This is a genomic window from Mucilaginibacter sp. OAE612, from assembly GCF_041806395.1.
Lineage (GTDB): Bacteria > Bacteroidota > Bacteroidia > Sphingobacteriales > Sphingobacteriaceae > Mucilaginibacter > Mucilaginibacter rubeus.
On record NZ_JBGMUW010000001.1, the window covers coordinates 3,902,149 to 3,919,664 of the forward strand.

The 17,516-nt window shown below is 44.6% G+C and carries 18 protein-coding genes; 5 read left to right on the top strand and 13 right to left on the bottom strand.

The window, feature by feature from the left end; translation table 11 throughout:
* Window positions 1-95: 95 nt before the first annotated feature.
* The 8 genes from ABID99_RS16145 to ABID99_RS16180 form a co-directional block, all read right to left on the bottom strand.
* A complete protein-coding gene (locus ABID99_RS16145) occupies window positions 96-1,238 on the bottom strand; it encodes a VWA domain-containing protein (RefSeq protein WP_373614352.1) in 1,143 nt (380 codons plus the stop codon).
* Window positions 1,228-3,492 carry a DUF5682 family protein gene (locus ABID99_RS16150; RefSeq protein ID WP_373614353.1) on the bottom strand — a complete coding sequence of 755 codons (2,265 nt, stop codon included), beginning with the start codon at window positions 3,490-3,492 and terminating at the stop codon, window positions 1,228-1,230. Before ABID99_RS16150 ends, ABID99_RS16145 begins: the two co-directional genes overlap by 11 nt.
* Before the next feature lie 18 nt (window positions 3,493-3,510).
* Window positions 3,511-4,587: an AAA family ATPase gene (locus tag ABID99_RS16155; RefSeq protein ID WP_354481509.1), complete on the bottom strand. Its 1,077-nt coding sequence runs from the start codon at window positions 4,585-4,587 to the stop codon at window positions 3,511-3,513.
* A gap of 10 nt (window positions 4,588-4,597) precedes the next feature.
* Window positions 4,598-6,079, bottom strand: a complete 1,482-nt coding sequence (locus tag ABID99_RS16160; protein ID WP_373614354.1) for a DUF5691 domain-containing protein — start codon at window positions 6,077-6,079, stop codon at window positions 4,598-4,600.
* On the bottom strand, window positions 6,079-7,389 hold the full coding sequence (locus tag ABID99_RS16165) for an SWIM zinc finger domain-containing protein (RefSeq protein WP_373614355.1): 1,311 nt from the start codon (window positions 7,387-7,389) through the stop codon (window positions 6,079-6,081). The genes ABID99_RS16160 and ABID99_RS16165 overlap by 1 nt, the downstream gene beginning before the upstream one ends.
* A gap of 186 nt (window positions 7,390-7,575) precedes the next feature.
* Window positions 7,576-8,112: a hypothetical protein gene (locus ABID99_RS16170; RefSeq protein ID WP_176623479.1), complete on the bottom strand. Its 537-nt coding sequence runs from the start codon at window positions 8,110-8,112 to the stop codon at window positions 7,576-7,578.
* Window positions 8,113-8,215: 103 nt separating this feature from the next.
* A complete protein-coding gene (locus ABID99_RS16175) occupies window positions 8,216-8,776 on the bottom strand; it encodes a dihydrofolate reductase family protein (protein WP_373614356.1) in 561 nt (186 codons plus the stop codon).
* A gap of 148 nt (window positions 8,777-8,924) precedes the next feature.
* Window positions 8,925-9,968 carry an NAD(P)-dependent alcohol dehydrogenase gene (locus ABID99_RS16180; RefSeq protein WP_090524030.1) on the bottom strand — a complete coding sequence of 348 codons (1,044 nt, stop codon included), beginning with the start codon at window positions 9,966-9,968 and terminating at the stop codon, window positions 8,925-8,927.
* Between the two features lie 189 nt (window positions 9,969-10,157).
* Here ABID99_RS16180 and ABID99_RS16185 point away from each other — a divergent pair, with 189 nt between their 5' ends.
* Both ABID99_RS16185 and ABID99_RS16190 read left to right on the top strand, forming a co-directional pair.
* Entirely contained in the window at window positions 10,158-10,949 is a 792-nt protein-coding gene (locus ABID99_RS16185) for a carbon-nitrogen hydrolase family protein (protein WP_176623475.1), read from the top strand.
* Window positions 10,950-11,056: 107 nt separating this feature from the next.
* A complete protein-coding gene (locus ABID99_RS16190; RefSeq protein ID WP_373614357.1) occupies window positions 11,057-11,821 on the top strand; it encodes an SDR family NAD(P)-dependent oxidoreductase in 765 nt (254 codons plus the stop codon).
* 115 nt (window positions 11,822-11,936) lie between these two features.
* On the opposite strand, the gene ABID99_RS16195 is transcribed toward ABID99_RS16190, so the two are convergent.
* From ABID99_RS16195 to ABID99_RS16205, 3 genes are read right to left on the bottom strand one after another with little or no spacing between them, the layout of a single operon-like run.
* Window positions 11,937-12,638 carry a hypothetical protein gene (locus ABID99_RS16195; RefSeq protein WP_373614358.1) on the bottom strand — a complete coding sequence of 234 codons (702 nt, stop codon included), beginning with the start codon at window positions 12,636-12,638 and terminating at the stop codon, window positions 11,937-11,939.
* A gap of 1 nt (window position 12,639) precedes the next feature.
* Window positions 12,640-13,161, bottom strand: a complete 522-nt coding sequence (locus tag ABID99_RS16200) for a hypothetical protein (protein ID WP_373614359.1) — start codon at window positions 13,159-13,161, stop codon at window positions 12,640-12,642.
* Between the two features lie 28 nt (window positions 13,162-13,189).
* The gene (locus ABID99_RS16205) at window positions 13,190-13,918 is read right to left on the bottom strand and encodes an intradiol ring-cleavage dioxygenase (protein ID WP_176623468.1); all 729 of its coding nucleotides are present in this window, start codon (window positions 13,916-13,918) and stop codon (window positions 13,190-13,192) included.
* Window positions 13,919-14,139: 221 nt separating this feature from the next.
* On the opposite strand from ABID99_RS16205, the gene ABID99_RS16210 reads away from it, so the two are divergent.
* Both ABID99_RS16210 and ABID99_RS16215 read left to right on the top strand, forming a co-directional pair.
* A complete protein-coding gene (locus ABID99_RS16210; RefSeq protein WP_176623466.1) occupies window positions 14,140-15,138 on the top strand; it encodes a beta-ketoacyl-ACP synthase III in 999 nt (332 codons plus the stop codon).
* A 51-nt stretch (window positions 15,139-15,189) separates the two neighbouring features.
* Window positions 15,190-15,573 (top strand): acyl-CoA thioesterase, encoded by a 384-nt coding sequence (locus ABID99_RS16215; protein ID WP_090524011.1) that lies wholly within the window; start codon window positions 15,190-15,192, stop codon window positions 15,571-15,573.
* Between the two features lie 97 nt (window positions 15,574-15,670).
* On the opposite strand, the gene ABID99_RS16220 is transcribed toward ABID99_RS16215, so the two are convergent.
* Window positions 15,671-16,531, bottom strand: coding sequence for a YitT family protein (locus ABID99_RS16220; RefSeq protein WP_188833151.1), 861 nt, complete (start codon window positions 16,529-16,531; stop codon window positions 15,671-15,673).
* Window positions 16,532-16,720: 189 nt separating this feature from the next.
* On the opposite strand from ABID99_RS16220, the gene ABID99_RS16225 reads away from it, so the two are divergent.
* A complete protein-coding gene (locus ABID99_RS16225) occupies window positions 16,721-16,948 on the top strand; it encodes a hypothetical protein (protein WP_373614360.1) in 228 nt (75 codons plus the stop codon).
* Between the two features lie 108 nt (window positions 16,949-17,056).
* Here ABID99_RS16225 and ABID99_RS16230 read toward each other — a convergent pair whose 3' ends face one another.
* Window positions 17,057-17,509 carry a DUF6756 family protein gene (locus tag ABID99_RS16230; RefSeq protein ID WP_373614361.1) on the bottom strand — a complete coding sequence of 151 codons (453 nt, stop codon included), beginning with the start codon at window positions 17,507-17,509 and terminating at the stop codon, window positions 17,057-17,059.
* Window positions 17,510-17,516: the final 7 nt, after the last annotated feature.

Below are 17,516 nucleotides of genomic sequence, written 5' to 3' on the forward strand. Positions count from 1 at the left end.
AAACTATAAAATTGTTCCAGCCTGCCTAACCGTAATACTTTTGATAAAGTATCGAGCGTATAGGTGGGTGGGTTATCGGTAAAATCGCCAATCCTTTACTTTTTTATAATAAGGTCTTCCCTGGCCGCCCACATACCAATATCCTGTTTAGTGAGCGCGGCGGCCATCAGATCGGGAAATTTATCGGGTGTGCAGGCAAAAACGGGCACCCCCATATCGGCCAGGAACTGTGCATTGCCATGATCATACGATGGAGAGCCGTCATCGCTTAAAGCAAGCAATACTACCAATTGCACACCTGCCGCAACCAGTTCTACCGCACGACGGCGCATTTCGGCAACGTTACCTCCTTCGTAAAGATCGGTAATGAGCACCAACACGGTATCCGTGGGCCGGGGAGCTATCTGCTGGCAATATGTTAAAGCTGCATTGATATCCGTGCCACCACCTAATTGCACGCCGAATAATAACTCAACCGGGTCGGTTAACTCTTCGGTTAAATCGGCTACAGCCGTATCAAAAACCACCATTTTAGTTTTTATGGCTGGGATAGAAGCCATAACGCTTCCAAAAATCCCCGAATAAACCACTGATGATCCCATCGATCCGCTTTGGTCAAGACAGAGGATCACATCCTTTAATGATGAGCGCTTACGACCGTAACCAATCCTTGTTTCGGGAATAATGGTTTGATATTCGGGTTGATAATGCTTAAGGTTTTTAAGAATAGTTGCCCCCCAGTTTATTTCATTATGCCGCGGCCTTGTATTGCGGGTACTACGATTTAAACTACCGGTTATGGCCTGGCGCGTGGGCTCGGCTAACTTTTTTACCAGTTGGTCAACAACTTTACGTACTACCTGCCTGGCGGTATCTTTTGTTTTATCGGGAATAACGCGGCTCAATGTCATCAAAGTTGCTACCAGGTGAACATCTGGCTCTACATTTTCCAACATCTCCTTTTCAAACAGCATTTGGGTCAGGTTCAGGCGCTTTAATGCATCCTGCTGCATTACCTGTACTACGCTTGATGGGAAGAAGGTACGGATATCCCCCAGCCAACGGCTTACATTCGGTGATGATACACCGAGGCCTCCGGTTCTGTCGCTGTCATATAAAGCTTCAAGTGTGCGGTCAACTTTAAGGTCGGCATCATCGAGGCTAAATCCGGTGCCTTCATTTTGATTACCGCCCAGTATTAACCGCCATTTGCGCAGGTGCTCCGGTTCAATTTCCATTTGTGTCGTTAATATTTATGGTTAAACCCAATAATTGCATAATAACCGGCAAACCTTGCTTAGCTCTTTCGCCATCAAAATTAGCGCTGATGTTTGTATGCTGATGCCCCGTCCCACCGCCGGATCTGGCCTTTTCGCCAAGCTTTCTCCTTTCAGGATTGGTAAAATTGGCAAAGGTGCGGCGCAGTAAAGGCAGCACTTGCATAAAAACCTCACCGGCAAGACTGGCTACCCAATTGTCGATCACTTGCCAAAGGTCCTGATCAAGCAACAATAAAGTACCGCTGCCTTTCAAAAAGCCTTCGAGCCAGGCTGCGGCGATGACCGGGGCCGTGGCCGATGACATAGCAAAACTGAAATACTGCATCAGTTGGTCGCCCTCCAATTTACGGGCGTCATGCAGCAAACGGGTACTATATCCTCCTATAACCGCCGAGGTGTTTTTATTAGCTGCTATAGTCAACAGCGTTTGCTGCCACATGTTAATTATGCCCGTATCCTGCAATAGGTTAATGCCATCGTTCAGTTTAAAAAACAGTTCCAGCAGCTTTTGAGAGGCATCTTCATCAATAGCGATACAGGCATTGGGCAAACTGATACAAACGCGGGTAATAATGCTATTGATAATGCTGATCACCAATTCGGCATCTGTTTTGCGTACATTGCCATACCTTGCCACAGTTATCAGGCCAGGCACCACCTCCATGAGTTCGATAACATCGGCAGAGGCCGCAGCGAGATTATTAAGCTGACTAATCAACGCTTCAATGGCTCCCGGCAATTCTGCCGGAATCGTTTTTTCAAGCAGATCGCCTATAACTTTCAGTTCCTTTGCTTCTTTTGCCTGGTTGAGGACGCTATTCGCGGCCGCTTCAGCTACGGTATTGCCCAAATTGCCGCGTTCAATAATCTCCACCGAATAGCCGGGGTCCCATTGCAGGCGCCATTGCTCTTTAAAAGTACCCCTACCGCTGGTGTATTGCTGCCTGCCCCAATTAATGCCCAATAATTGCAGGCGGTGCAGGAAGATACTCCGCTCCAGGTCGGTATCTTTCCTCAGGTCGAGTGTATAATCTTTGTAATCAGCTGTTGCGGGCAGCCTTAATTTCTTTTGTTGTTTTTCAATATCGAGTTGCAGCGGCGGTTTGGGAATCTCAACCGGCACCTCGCCTATCTGGTGGCCAACTATTAATTCGTCATGTACCAGTTTTAGCAAAATGCTCTCGCCGTTACAAAGCACGCTCAGCGTGGCCTCATTCAGTTCCTCTAACCCTACTTTGGGCAAACCCCGCAATGAAGCGAGCGCACCGGCCAACCTTACCGCTTCAATAATATGGGCAACGGAGGTGTCCATCTGCTGCTTACGGAAAAGTTGTGCCACCTTGGCCATCCACAAGGTACCATCATCAAGCGGATGGTTCCAGATGTGGTTGTACCACCCCGGCGAATTGATACCGGCACCGTAGCCGCTACGGAAGCTTAAACGGTTAAAAGTCCAGGGAATCCAGGTGCACTCTGTTTTTACTTTTGGAAGCCCCTTCAGTATTTCGTTATCATCTTTTTGCGATGATTTTCCCTGTAAAGCTGGTGCGTGCCATGCTCCACAAATTACGGCTATGGTATGAAACATTTCCTTTTCGGCCTGGCGGATAGTGCGACGCATGTATGCTTCGCGCATCTGTTCAAGCTTTTTATCCTTTTTAGGAAAACTCTCGCGGAGCGCCTGCATAGCTTCAGATACCGCATTAAAAACCTCATCGTTATTATTGCGGTACTCAAACGTATGCTCCCACCATTTTTCATCATCGGCAAAGCCGGCGGCATCTGCCAGATAACTTATCGGACTTTTATAGAGTTGCTCAAGGCTTTGTCCCTCGCTATTGATGTGAACTGTATCCGGATCTTGTTGTTGTTCAACAACCTTTTGCTCCTTTTCAACAAGCATCTGGTTACCGGCAGGGAGATCCATAAAACGCACATGGATATTTTGCCTGCGGGCATAAAGAATTGCCTGCCATTCGGGCGAGAAATCGGCAAAGGGATAAAACACCGAGCGTTGCGGGTAATCCGGCTGATAGCAAAGCAGCGCTACAGGTGGTTTCAAACCTTCGTTGCTTACCCATTGCAGCATGGCATCAGCTTCCGGTGGCCCCTCAACCAAAACAATATCGGGCCTAACCGTTTCCAGAAAAGCTTTCACGTTACGCGCCGAACCCGGCCCGTGGTGCCTTATGCCTAAAATATGTACTGCCATTGGCTTAAGGTTTTTTGATTACAGATCGCGGCAGGCACGGTAAATGTCGGCCCAATCGGTACGTGGTTTTACTACAGTTTCCAGGTATTCCTGCCAAACCAGTTTATCCTGCACCGGGTCTTTAATTACCGAACCGATGATGCCCGCGGCAAGATCTGCTGCCTTCAATTGTCCATCGCCAAAATAAGCAGCCATTGATAAACCGCTGTTCACAACGGAGATAGCTTCGGCAGTACTTAAGGTACCTGACGGCACTTTGATCTTGGTTTTGCCATCAAGCGTAACGCCTGCACGAAGTTCACGGAAGATGGTCACTATCCGGCGGATCTCCTGCAATGCCGGCGGTTCGGCCGGCAGTTCCATTACTTTTTCAAAGCTTTCAACCCGGCGGCGTACGATGTCTATCTCCTCTTCCACCGAATCAGGCAAGGGAAGGATAACGGTATTGAAACGGCGCTTTAACGCGCTTGATAATTCATTTACACCTTTATCACGATTATTGGCTGTGGCTATGATATTAAAACCTTTAACAGCCTGCACTTCGATATTGAGCTCAGGTACGGGCAGTGTTTTTTCAGAAAGAATGGTGATCAGTGTATCCTGCACGTCGGCGCCAATACGGGTAAGCTCTTCTAAACGAACTATTTTACCATCTTTCATCCCGCGCATTACAGGCGTTTCTACCAGCGCATCTGGCGATGGGCCTTGTGCTATCAGGCGGGCATAGTTCCAGCCATAGCGGATAGCCTCTTCACTTGTACCGGCTGTTCCCTGGATAATCATGGTTGAATCGCCGCTTACAGCCGCTGCCAAATGCTCACTCACCCAGCTTTTTGCTGTACCGGGCAAACCGTATAATAGCAGGGCACGATCTGTTGTGAGCGTAGCTACCGCTATTTCCATTAAGCGGCGGTTGCCAATATATTTTGGCGAAACCTCAAAGCCATTCTTCAGCTTCCCGCCAACCAGGTAGGTTACTACTGATTGAGGAGAAAGTATCCAGTTGGCCGGACGCTTATCACCGTCCTGCTTTTTCAATTCTTCCAGTTCGTGTGCAAATAATTGCTCTGCATGCTGACGTAATATCTGTGACATGTTAAAGTTTTTATGCGTTAAAGGCTTTAAGCGTTTGCTGTTTTAAGTTGAGTAAATTAATTAAGTGATTGCGGGTTTTGTCCCAGGTTGGCTGGAGGTTAACCTGCTGCGATGTTATGTTTTCGACATGTTTCAAAGCCCCGACAGGGATCAGGCTGATATGCCGGGTAAAAAAACCACGATTATATTCGTAAGGCCAGTTAGCCATTTTTAGCAAGGCCGAAACCGCAAACTCGGTGCCCCATTCATCACTAATGCGGATGGCCTGAGCAATTGTATTTTGCGGATCATTGCCCAAGGCTTTCAGCAGGTATTTTTCCTGTTCTCTGCCGCTTAGCATTTCAACAAAATCCGGGTAGAACATACTTTGCCCGAGAAAAAACGGCACCCAATTCTTTTGCCCAAACTTTGCTACCGCATTGGCCAAAGCCGGTACCATAGCAGGTGCATATTTTTCAAAATATTCAACTATCTGAATGGGCGTTGCTTCAAACTGATCTTCCCAAAACGCCGGCGGCACGCTGCTGATGAGCTGATAAATAACATAGTTTTCGTCAGTTACCGTACTTTTAGGCCCCGATAATTTTTCGATGCCCGATTTGTAGATGCTTTCGTCAACTACGGCGGGAAGTTTTATTTGGATGGAAGTTTTAGTAGTTAAACCTAATAAGGCCTTTTCTTTTTTTAGCGATACAGATTCACGCAGCAACTGCTGATACTGTTTAACAACCGACGAACCAGAAATACTTTTGAGCAGGGCCAAAGCTTCATCTTTAACCTTTTGCCCTTTTTCGTTGAGCAAGCCCTCCAACCATGGCAGGTCATTAGCATTACTATTCACTTTCATGGCTTTAAGCAATTCCAATTTACCGGCTGCATTCTCCTGCTCCCACGTTTGCTGCAGCCATTCTAAAGCTTTGGCGGGCTCATTCAGTCTTAAGCTTTTCAATATTTCTGAACGCTGGGCCGACGTACCCATTTGCCATAGTTCCTCATCGGCTATAGTAGTAAACCAGTTCCACGCAGGGTTCATTTTACTAAGCCAAACTCCCCTGTTACCGCTGCATTCAATAACAGCTTTGCGCAATACCATCTCCTTTTGTGCTTTTTCAAATACGACCGGCAACACATCAGGCATTAGTAATTGCCCTGATTTACAACATTGCATTAACCACAATTGTAGTAATTGATCGTTCTCCTCGCCCAATATGGCGTTCAAAATCCCGGCAGCTTCGGGTGAACAGTACGGTTTTGTTTCTGCAAGCGCTTTATTAGCCGGCAGATCATTTTTTTGAAATGGTATAAAACCCGATTGCCTGTAATTGTAGATCACAGCAGCTTTTTGCAGGTAGCGTTCTTCTTTATCTAAGCCTGCTGAAGCCTCTATCGCATTAGCGATCAGGGCTACTTCTTCCGGCAAATCAGCAATAGCAGGTGTAGGTTTATCAGTACCCAGCATTGCGGTGTTTATGATACTTTCCCAGGCCTTCATCAGATACTTTTGTAATTATTTTGATGCCAAACGCCAATCGGGCGATATTCATTTTCTCTACCGATGACGGCCATATTTACCGGGTCGCCTCCGCTTATGGCAATCAGTTGCCAGATGTTGGTATAACTTGCTGATATTTTGCAGAGGCAGCCTTCGCTATCCTGTAGCCACCATTGCTTTTGGTAGAAAACCGGTGTTAGCGACGCTATAACAAGGGGCATTTCACTACGAAATGGCAAACGGCTGTTTAGTATAGTTTCATAACCGGCAACTTGCTGCCAGCCTGCAAATGTTTTTATGTTAACGTTATCGATTTGCCTTATGATATTATAATCCTTAACGATAGCACGATACGGCAGGGCCGACGGGAAATACACCAGGGTAGCATCCAGGTACATCCCCGGCGAAAAGTTAAGCGGCGGGAATTGCCCTTTAACCGTAAATTGCAGCACCAGCGCATAACTGTTGGTTTTTAAACCGTAAAGCCAGTTTTGCTCAATGGTCAGTTGCTGCTCATCGCGGCTTTCCTTTCCAATAACAAGCCAGGTATCACTTACACCTGTTTGCGCCCGCAGCTCTTCCTGGTTGGTGGTGAAACCTATGACAGTGCGTAAATCCTGCTGCAAATCCGGGTCAATATTTTGAATGTTATTGTACCCCTCTGCAATTAAATATAATTGGAGTAATTTATCTATAAAGCCACTTTGCCAGCCGTCGTTCCAAAAGTTGGTAGCGCCAAGGTTCCTCACCATACCAGCCAATCCCGATGCCTGGGCATCAACCATACGGCGGGCCATATTATCCCAGTAAGCCGGCGCTTTTTCGGGGATGGTTAAAATTCCGCCGCGTACAATATCCTTGATCCAAACCATTAGCTCGGCTATCCCTGCGCTTACTTTTTGTTCACGTGCCTGTACACGTTTAGCCTGAGCGTTTTCATCTACAGATTTTTCGGCCGCCTTTTCAACTTTTTTTTCTTCTTTTTCGGCTCGTTTGTTTATCCAGTCGCTTACCCAGGCAGGCATTGTTGATTTGGCAAATAAGCCTGGTTCCCTCTCACATAAAAGCATTAAGCCTAAGCCATGCTTACATGGAAATTTACGACTGGGGCATGAACATTTAAAGGCGATAGCGCCAAGATCAACCTGGGTTTGGTAAGGTTTGCTGCCGCTGCCCTGGCATTCGCCCCAAAGGGCTTCTTCACTAATCCCTTTACTTCCCCATTTGGCCGGGTTAGCCAAATCACGACCTGCTTTTTTTGAAGCTTCATCAGGTGCGAGAGCGTATATCTGATCTTCTGTTAGCTGCAAAACTTGTGATATTTAGTAAAAAAAACGGGTTAGGTTTCTCGTTCCTAAAATCAGGATAAAATAATTAGCTGTCAACCCGAAAATAAACAAAAACCCTCCTCCGGTAATAACCGAAAGAGGGTCAGCCAACCTAACGTGCCCGGGTGAGTCGGGGCCTGTTAGTTAATAGTTACATTAAGTGCGAAATTATAAAGCAAATCCGTAAGCTAAGCGCAGGCCAACCATACCAAAATGATCCTGGTTAGCGCCCGAAAAGTTTTCATAGCGTACACTTACATCCCAGGTTTTATTGGCCCAGCCTATACCAGGCGAAAGATCAAGCCTGTGCGGGCCCCAGCCTTCTTCCAGTTTTTCGTAAGCGATACCAGCTTCGCCGGCAACATATACACTTGGTACAAAAAACTCTTTGAAACCGAATTTAATAGGGATTTCGCCATAGCTCGGATAGCGTTTACCCGTAGCAGGATTTTCTTTCTGAAAAAAATGATACCCGCCCATAGTATAAGTAAGCGCAAAACTATTGCTTATACCATATTGCAAACGGGCTGTACCACCTAAGGTAAAAGTAGTGCCAATTTTTGCTACACCTGTAGGTAAGCCGGTTTCAATTCCTAAACCTAAACGGAACGCATTTGCAGGAGTAGTTTGCGCTTTTACCGTATTTGAAAAAAACAGTGCTCCTGTCACAAGGGCCGCTGCTGTTAACTTTGATAGTAATTTCATGTAGTAATATGTTTGTGTACATAATGATTACTACCATTTTAGCAAAGGCGTTGCCTCAGGTTGCAGATTTTTTTATAACGGTAAGATATCTCCCTGCAAAATACTACTCTTTTATATAATGCACCCCGAGAACACCATCGGCAAAAGTGGTGCTTTTTGCCAGTTTGAGCTTTATCTCGGTATTAGGAAACAGCGGAATACCGGCACCAAGCACTATCGGGTTTACAAACAGCCAAAATTCATCAATCAATCCTTCCTGCATCAAATAACGGGCAAGGCCGGGGCTGCCGAACATGATGATCTCGCCGCCTTCCTGCTTTTTGAGGTCTGAAATCCGCGCCTTTACATCATCACTGATAAATTTAATCTTATCGGTATTTTGCCCGGCAGCATTTTCAGACACCACATACTTAAGTGTATTATTATACCATGTTGCGTGTTCAATAGTATGCTTTGAGGGGTTTGGCCCATTGGCCGCTGTTGGCCAGTAGGCATCCATCATTTCAAAGGTTTTACGGCCATATAGGGCGGTGTCAGCTACCTGTGTGCGGGCGTTGGCATACTCAAACAGCTCATTGCTCACTTTTATCCAGTCCATAGCGCCATCAGTGCGGGCAACCATACCGTCGAGCGAAATGTGCATAAACAATACTAAGTTTCTCATAATATCAGTGGTTATATTTTTCATATCAAAATTAAACCGGTGCTCCTTCGTATGCAGGGGGCTAAAGCGACTTTTAAAGGGTGTAAATATGACTATAGTAAAAAGGCCATGCTCTCGCACGGTCTTCTGTTATCAATTATAAATTACTTTACAACGTAGCCATATCAATTACAAACCTGTAACGCACATCGCCTTTTTCCATACGGTCATAAGCGGTGTGAATATCTTTGATATCAATCATTTCAATATCCGAAACAATGTTATTTTCGGCACAGAAATCAAGCATTTCCTGGGTTTCTTTAATGCCGCCAATTCCTGAACCCGCTAAGCTTTTACGGCCGCCCAATAAGCTGAAGGCAGCAATCTGAGCTGGTTTAGGCGGAACGCCCACACAAATATGAACACCATCGGTACGTAATAACGACAGGTACATGTTAAAGTCATGCTCGGCCGATACGGTATCCAAAATAAAATCGAAGGAGTTTTTAGCTGCTTCAACCTGTTTTGGATCGGTAGTTACCACAAAATGGTGAGCGCCTAATTTTTTAGCGTCTTCTTCTTTCTTAGGCGATGTACTTAATACGGTAACATCGGCACCAAAGGCAACACCAAATTTAACAGCCATGTGGCCTAAGCCGCCTAAGCCAAGCACGGCAAGCTTATGGCCTTTGCCAACTTTCCAGTGCCTTAGCGGCGAGTAGGTTGTAATGCCGGCGCATAACAACGGGGCAACGGCGGCCAGATCAACGCCTTCCTTAAGGTGCAGCACAAAATCCTCATTAACAACAATGGTGTTTGAGTAACCACCATAAGTAGGTGTTTTATGATCCTGTTCAAGGCCATTATAAGTTTGGGAGTTGCCATTGAGGCAATATTGCTCAAGGTCGCGTTTACAGTTTTCGCATGTACGACATGAGTCAACCAAACAGCCGGTAGCGGCAAGGTCGCCAACTTTAAAACCTTTTACATGCTCGCCAACTTTAACTACGCGGCCAACAATTTCATGTCCGGGCACCATAGGAAAAATGCCGGGGAACCAGTCGTTTTTGATCTGGTGTAAATCGGAGTGGCAAACGCCACAGTACAAAATATCAAACTGCACGTCATGAGCACCCACTTCGCGCCTCTCAAAAGTCCAGGGGGCAAGCGGTGTATTTTCATCTTGCGCAGCATACGCTTTAGTTTCAATCATAGTAGTAAACGTTAAGTAGTGTGAATGATGATTTATTGAGTCTGGAAAGGATCTCCATAACAAATGTACAATGATAATTTTATAAATATCGGCCAAGTATGGGTTGAAATAAAAAAGTGACACATGAGGGGATAAATATTAACCACAGATAAAAGCAATCATTTAATTTAGCATACAGATTAACACCGCATGAAAATAGCCATTGCTACTCCGCCTTTTCCGAAATCAATTAATGACGGTCTGCAACAAGCCGAAAAGCTGATTAAAGATGCAGCGTCACAACAGGCAGAGGTTATCTGTTTCCCTGAATCATATATACCTGGATATCCGGGTATGATAGCCGATCCGGAGCCAACATCGCCGGAGATACTGCAATCGGCGCTGGATGAAGTATGCAAGATTGCCGCCGAAAATAATATAGCGGTAATTATGCCTATGGATTGGTACAGCGAAGACGGGCTTTTAAACATTGCACATGTGATATCCCAAACCGGCAAGGTACTTGGATATCAAACTAAAAACCAATTAGACCCATCGGAAGACGCCATTTGGGTGCCGGGCACACAACGAAATATTTTCGAGGTAAATGGCTTAAAATTTGGCGTTACCATTTGCCACGAAGGGTTCCGTTATCCCGAATCGGTAAGATGGGCGGCGCGTAATGGCGCGCACATCGTTTTCCACCCGCATTTTTCGGGCAGTAATACCGAAGGCGTGCTGCTTACCGAGTGGGGTAGCATGACCAACCCTTATTACGAAAAGGCGATGATGATGCGGGCGCTGGAAAACACCATCTATTTTGCCAGTTCCAATTATGGTTCGCTTTACCCCGAATCGGCAAGCTCAGTTATAGCACCGGATGGCACCTGTTTAGTTTACCAGGCTTACGGCACAACTGGCGTAATTATAGCTGATATCGATTTAGAAAAAGCTACTGGCTACCTGGCTAAAAGATTTAAACCACAGTTGTACGATTATTAAAGGCGCCGATATTTTAACCATTATTTGAATTTTGTAAATAATGGATTGATTTATTAAAACGACTCCCCTCCCATCTGTTTTACTTTTGTATCAAAACAAAAAAGAAAATGGAAAACAGAAATAAAATTGCCGTGGTAACCGGCGGCAGCCGTGGCTTAGGCCGGGACATGGCCTTAAGACTTGCCGAAAAAGGAATAGATGTTATTATAAGCTACAATACCAATGCAGAGGAGGCAGCCAAGGTAGTTAACCTTGCAGAACAAAGCGGCGCAAAGGCAGCAGCATTGCAACTCAATACCGGAGTAATTAAAAGCTTTGATGCATTTACCGAAAAACTGCGTGAAGTTTTGACGGATAAATTTGGAACCGATCATATCGACTTTTTAATTAATAATGCGGGACAAGGCGGTTACAGCGCCATCAGCGATGTTACCGAGGAATTCTTTGATGATTTGTTGAACGTGCACTTTAAAGGTGTATACTTTTTAACTCAAAAACTGATCCCGTTGATGGCCGATGGCGGTGGGATTGTCAACGTATCATCCGGGTTGACGCGGGTATCGGTTCCGCGTTCTTCGGCCTATGCATCTATGAAGGGGGCGGTAGAAATTTTCACCCGTTACCTGGCTAAAGAACTTGGCGGAAGAGGTATCAGGGCCAATGTGGTTGCCCCCGGCGCCATCATGACCGATTTTGGCGGCGGCCATTTGCGCAACAGCGAAGAAACACAAAAAATGGTAAGCAGCATAACTGCACTGGGCAGACCAGGCGTTGCGGAGGACGTTGGCGGCGTTGTAGCTTTCCTTTGTACTGAAGATGCGCGTTGGGTTAATGGCCAGCGTATTGAAGCATCGGGCGGTATGGCAATTTAAATGAGAAACATCTTGATTAGTCGGGTACCTCGTTAAATTAATGAGGTACCCTTTTTGTAAGGGGCCTGCTGTATATTACAAAAAGTGTCAATTATGCGTCCCTACAACAGGCGATTTATTTTAATATTTCCAATATCGCAATCACCGCGTTATTGCTTAACGCTTCCATGTCAGCCTCTTCCAACTGCCATAACGCCAATCCGTCACGCTCGTGCATCAGGCGGCCCTGCAGCTCAAAAGCCCCGGCAAGCACAAATGCGTAAAATAACGATTTATTGTTTTGAAGTTGATAAAGCGCATCAGCCCTCCCGCCAAATACCCCTGCATGCAATCGAAACGGATGCATTCCGCTGGTGGGGACCAGGTCGATCAGTTCATTTTGTCTGTTGGTAATATCAAATTTAAAAACGGCGTCGCGCGGTAGATCTATAACCTCATCATCTTTTAACTGAAAATAAATGTAATTGATCCAATCGCTTTTATAAAGATTAGTTAATTCAAGACGCTCACCGGCAACAGCATAACCTACAAACAGCTCTCCAACATCAATCAGGCGGATATCTCCGTTTACCCTTTTTAGTAGCACTTCACCTGTAACCGGCATCAAAACAAACCAGCCGGAGTTTTCGACGGCGACATCAATCGAACTGCCGCCCGCCAGCATTTCATCATTCCATACCTCCAACCGGCCAAAGGGTTTACGATGCTCGTTAAAATAGTTATCATAATTGAAACTACTGTAACGCCGCAGGGTTGCGGTTTTCGTGAAACCTCTTTGGTCGGCCAAATGTATTTGTCCCGGTGAGATCTTTTCCATGTTAATTGTGATATTGCAATGAAGTTATGTTTATATACGGCTGCAATTGCATAAGGTTGGTAGATATGCAATTATTTTCGACATTTAACTGATTTTCGGCCTGTTGAGCGGATATGAGCAGGTAATTATCTATGGTATCATGCCAAAACAATGGTTCGGAATAAAAATTAACAGCCACCTGGTGTTTATCCTTATCACTAATATCCGAATTGATGATCTCCAACTGAAACTTGCTGAACGTAAGGAACCGCCTGCCAATATTGTTTAAAACATCGGGCATAATGCTGCCAAGCTGCTGAATGTAACCTGTAAGCGATGGGGTGACCATACCAGCTAAGCGTTGGGCATTGGGCACATTTCTTAACAATTCGGCATAGGAAGTATAGGCTGTTCCCTGGCTAAAGTTTTGGGCCTGCATTTTAAATTCCAGGTAGGTGCTTTCAAAAACCAGCTTATCCCATTGCTTGGCCGACCGGATATCGATGATTTTACGATAACATAGAATGATGACGCGCTTTTGCATATGATGGTTCAAAAAACAAAATGGTTTTTTAAGCAGGTACACTTAAGCTGATAGCCAATACAAAACCGGCGGTGGTGCTACCGGTAACAGTAGCAGTTTCAAGCGTATATCCATCGCTAAACACATTATCACTCGCGTTATACGTATATCCGCTCATGCCTTTAGCATAACCATTAACAGCCGCCAGGGCCGTGCCGGAACCTTCCGGAAAAGCGATCTGTGTTACTTTCAATGATGTACCCGATGAGTTATACACATGAACGTGAATATGTGTAGCCCTGCCCGTATACCACCCTGGAAATATAGATGTAAAAGTTACCAGGCCATTTGAATCGGTAGTTTGCCTGCCACGTAAAAAATGAACTGATGTATAATTTGTTGATTGTGTACCGCTGCCGCCATATTCAGAATAATTGCCTTCCGCATCGCAATGCCAGATATCAACCAACGCTGACGATAGCGCGCTACAGCTATTATTGCTATTGTTGATTGTAATTTTCACGGTAAGTTTATACCCGGTACGGCCATCGGTAATATCGCTCCTTACATATGAAGCAGGCGAATGTGTTGGATATGGACCTTCCGTTTCGGTAGGCGCAACACTGCAACTGCCTGTGTCGGTTGAACCCGAGGTACTGCCGGAAGATGAAGTGGTAGTAGTTGTGACGGTATCAGCATCTTTTTTGCAGGCCTCAACCAATACCGACGATGACACTGCGCCAATTACCAGGCTTTTTAAAAAGTTCTTTCTTTCCATTGTTTGTTCTCCTTTTAAGTTTAATCTAAATCGTTGATTCAAAAGTAAAAGCAGTACAATAAGTGTTAAAACATGTGTCGGTTAGATGCGTTTTTGTGTCGATAAACAGCAAATTATCGGTGTGCGAAAAGATGAGATTGTATAAACATACAGTTGCATGACAGCTTTAAACCGTCAAATTTCTCTATCTTTGCATGTTTTTTTGAGAGTATATAATATTTATGGCATTAAAAAGCAGTGCGGTGATTACCGGTGTAGGTGGATATGTTCCCGACAACATTTTAACTAACAGTGATTTAGAAAAAATGGTTGAAACTAACAGCGACTGGATAGTTTCACGTACAGGGATCAAAGAAAGAAGAATCCTCGCCGACAGAACACTCGCTACTTCAGACATGGCTGCCTTTGCGGTAAAAAATTTACTTGAAAATGCCCAAGTTGATCCTTCTGAAATTGACTGTGTTATTGTAGCCACTTCAACACCCGATTATCTGCTTATTTCTACCGCCAGCATCGTTTGTGATAAATGCGGTTTAAGCAATGCCTGGGCGTCTGACGTTAATGCGGCCTGCAGTGGTTTCCTTTATGCCTTTACCCTTGGCTCGAGCCTGGTTGAAAGCAACCGTTATAAAAAAGTAATAGTTATCGGTGCCGATCAAAACAGCGCCATTGTAAACTATGCCGACCGCAACACTTGTATCCTCTTTGGCGATGGCGCCGGCGCGGTATTGCTTGAACCATCTTCTGAAGATCTGGGCGTTATTGACAGTGTATTTAAAACTGATGGTCACGGGCGGGAACATTTATATGTACCTGGCGGCGGCTCTATGAACCCTGCATCAGAAGAAACCCTCGATGGTAAACTGCACTATATACGTCAGGACGGTCGCGTAGTTTTTAAAGCGGCCATTAAAGGCATGACCGAAAGCTGCACATCTGTGCTGCAGCGTAACAACCTTACCATAGATGATATTAACTGGCTAATCCCCCACCAGGCCAATTACCGCATTATCCACGCCGTAGGTGATGCTTTGGGCCTGCCTGAAAGCCGTGTTAAGATCAACATCGACCGTTATGGTAACACCACAGCCGCCACTATCCCGCTGGCGTTGTGGGATTATAAAGAAGATTTTAAAGAGAACGATAACATAATCCTGACAGCATTTGGCGCAGGGTTTTCATGGGGCGCTACTTATTTAAAATGGGGTAAATTGAGATAATCAACCTCATCCCAACCCTCTCCTTTGGAGAGGGAGTTAAAATTCAACTCAATGACTACTGAAGAACGAATTAAAGAAGCCGAATCACGGATATTCAAAACCGTATTCCCAAGCGATACCAATCATTATGACACGCTTTTTGGCGGTTCGGCAATGGCCATGATGGATGAGGTAGCTTTCATTACGGCCACCCGCTTCACCCGTAAAAAAATGGTTACCGTATCATCCGACAGGATCGACTTTAACCGTCCTATCCCGGCAGGTACCATTATTGAACTTGTTGGCCGTATATCCCATATCGGCAATACCAGCCTAAAAGTTTTGGTTGAAATCTATATTGAAGAAATGTACTCTTTTGTGCGCGAAAAAGCTATCACCGGCACTTTTACGTTTGTTGCCATTGATGATCATAAGCACCCGGTAAGCGTTTTGTAAGCTTAAAGCGGAAAGCCTAAGGCCTAAAGCCCGATTTTCCCGTATACAAAACTGCTTTGAGCTTTCAGCCTTATGCTCCAAGCTCTTTTTTAGCTTCTTAATGTAGTTTCTTGCGCTTCAACAACCCACCTGTTGTGTCGTCAATACTTTGCTGTACAATAAAGGCTTTGGGGTCTATCCGTAAAATAGTTTGTTTTAATGATGGAATTTCCAAACGGGTGGCGACAGTGAACACAATATCGCGGGGATCATTGACATGACCATCCTTTCCATAACCGCTTTTACCCTGGTAGATAGTAACACCCCGACCAAGCGTAACTGTTATCGCCCTCCGTATCGCATCGCTTTTAGTCGAGATTACGGTAATACCCGAATATTGCTCGATACCGTTCAGCAAAAAGTCGATCATTTTGGCGGCAGCCATATAGGTTAATATTGAATACATGGCCGGTTCAACACCCAATACCGACGCCGCAACCCCAAATATTAAGACGTTGAGCAGCAAAATAAAATCGCTTACCTTTAGCAGTTGAGTCTTTTTACTTACCAGTACAGCGGCTATTTCAGTACCATCAAGCACCGCTCCACCACGCATGGCCAGGCCGCTGCCGGTACCAATAAACACGCCGCCAAATACCGCGGTAAGCAATTTATCATGAGTAACATCCGGAAACTGAACAACTGCAAGGCATAATGAAAGCAAAGCAATGGCGGCGGTACTTTTAATAGCAAACCAAAGCCCAAGCTTCCGGTAACCGATCCACAAAAAAGGCACGTTGATAACAAAGATCAAAACAGATATGGGGATGGAGGTTATATCAGATATCAGCATGGATACCCCGGTAGCACCTCCGTCGATAAAGTGGCTCGATAATAAAAATCCCTTAAGACCAAAAGCTGCCGATAAAATCCCGAGTCCGATATTTGCTGAATCCCTGATCGTGTTGATTGCCTTCATGCCCAAATATAGCTTTTTGGAGCTAAAAGCGGGTATAATAAGGATGAATAGGCAAAAACAGAGCAGCCGAAATCGTAAACAATACTCAGCTAAACCCTTTTTAGGAAAAGAACTTAGTTAAGTATCGTTGTTGCTCAACAAACCAGTTTGTTTTATACAAATTCCTTATCTTTATTTGAATAATTGTTTATGATAACCGCTGAAGTGAAATTGAAAGAAAAAGACACTGAAATGATTTTGAAAGTCATCTCAAAACTGGGAGGAAAAGTTAAGGTTATAAATACAGACAATTCCAAAGATTCTTCTCTAAAGAAAAAATTTAAAGCTGATCTTGAAGGAGCTTTTCATGAGATCAAATTACATCTGGAAGGAAAAACAAAATTTAAGACAGCAAGAGAATTACTTGATGAGCTTTAATATTATACCTATAGCAAGTTTTAGTAAAGAATTAAAACGGCTTGCAAAAAATACCCATCGATGGAAGGAGACCTTGCTGATTTACCTAAGTCTTATCAAATTAGAGTATTAAATTAACAAAGACAAATTGTGCTTTTTTAACACCTCCCCGACGCCAATAAGACGACCATGGTGATTCTCACACAATAGCCACTTGTAATCTTTATCTATGATATAATATTCAAACCCAAAACACTCATTTAAAATGCCGCAAATGTATTTCGGGTCAACATCATAGATCGGATAAAACTTTTCCTGATCATCTTCAACCATTAGCCATACCTTTCGGGTGAGGTCGGGAATAATCTCTGAAAAGCGGTCAGGAGGATAGTCAAATGTTTTAAAGCTAAACGATGATTTAAATGCTTCCCACCACCATCGCCGATCTTTACCATTTACAAAATGGGCAAGGAGATCAAAATAAAGTATATCGTTATATCGGGCATCAATTTTGGAAATGATGTTTTTATCCAGTTTTAGAGTAGCTATCGCTTCTTCTACTTCCTTCGTAACTTCACCCATATTAAAT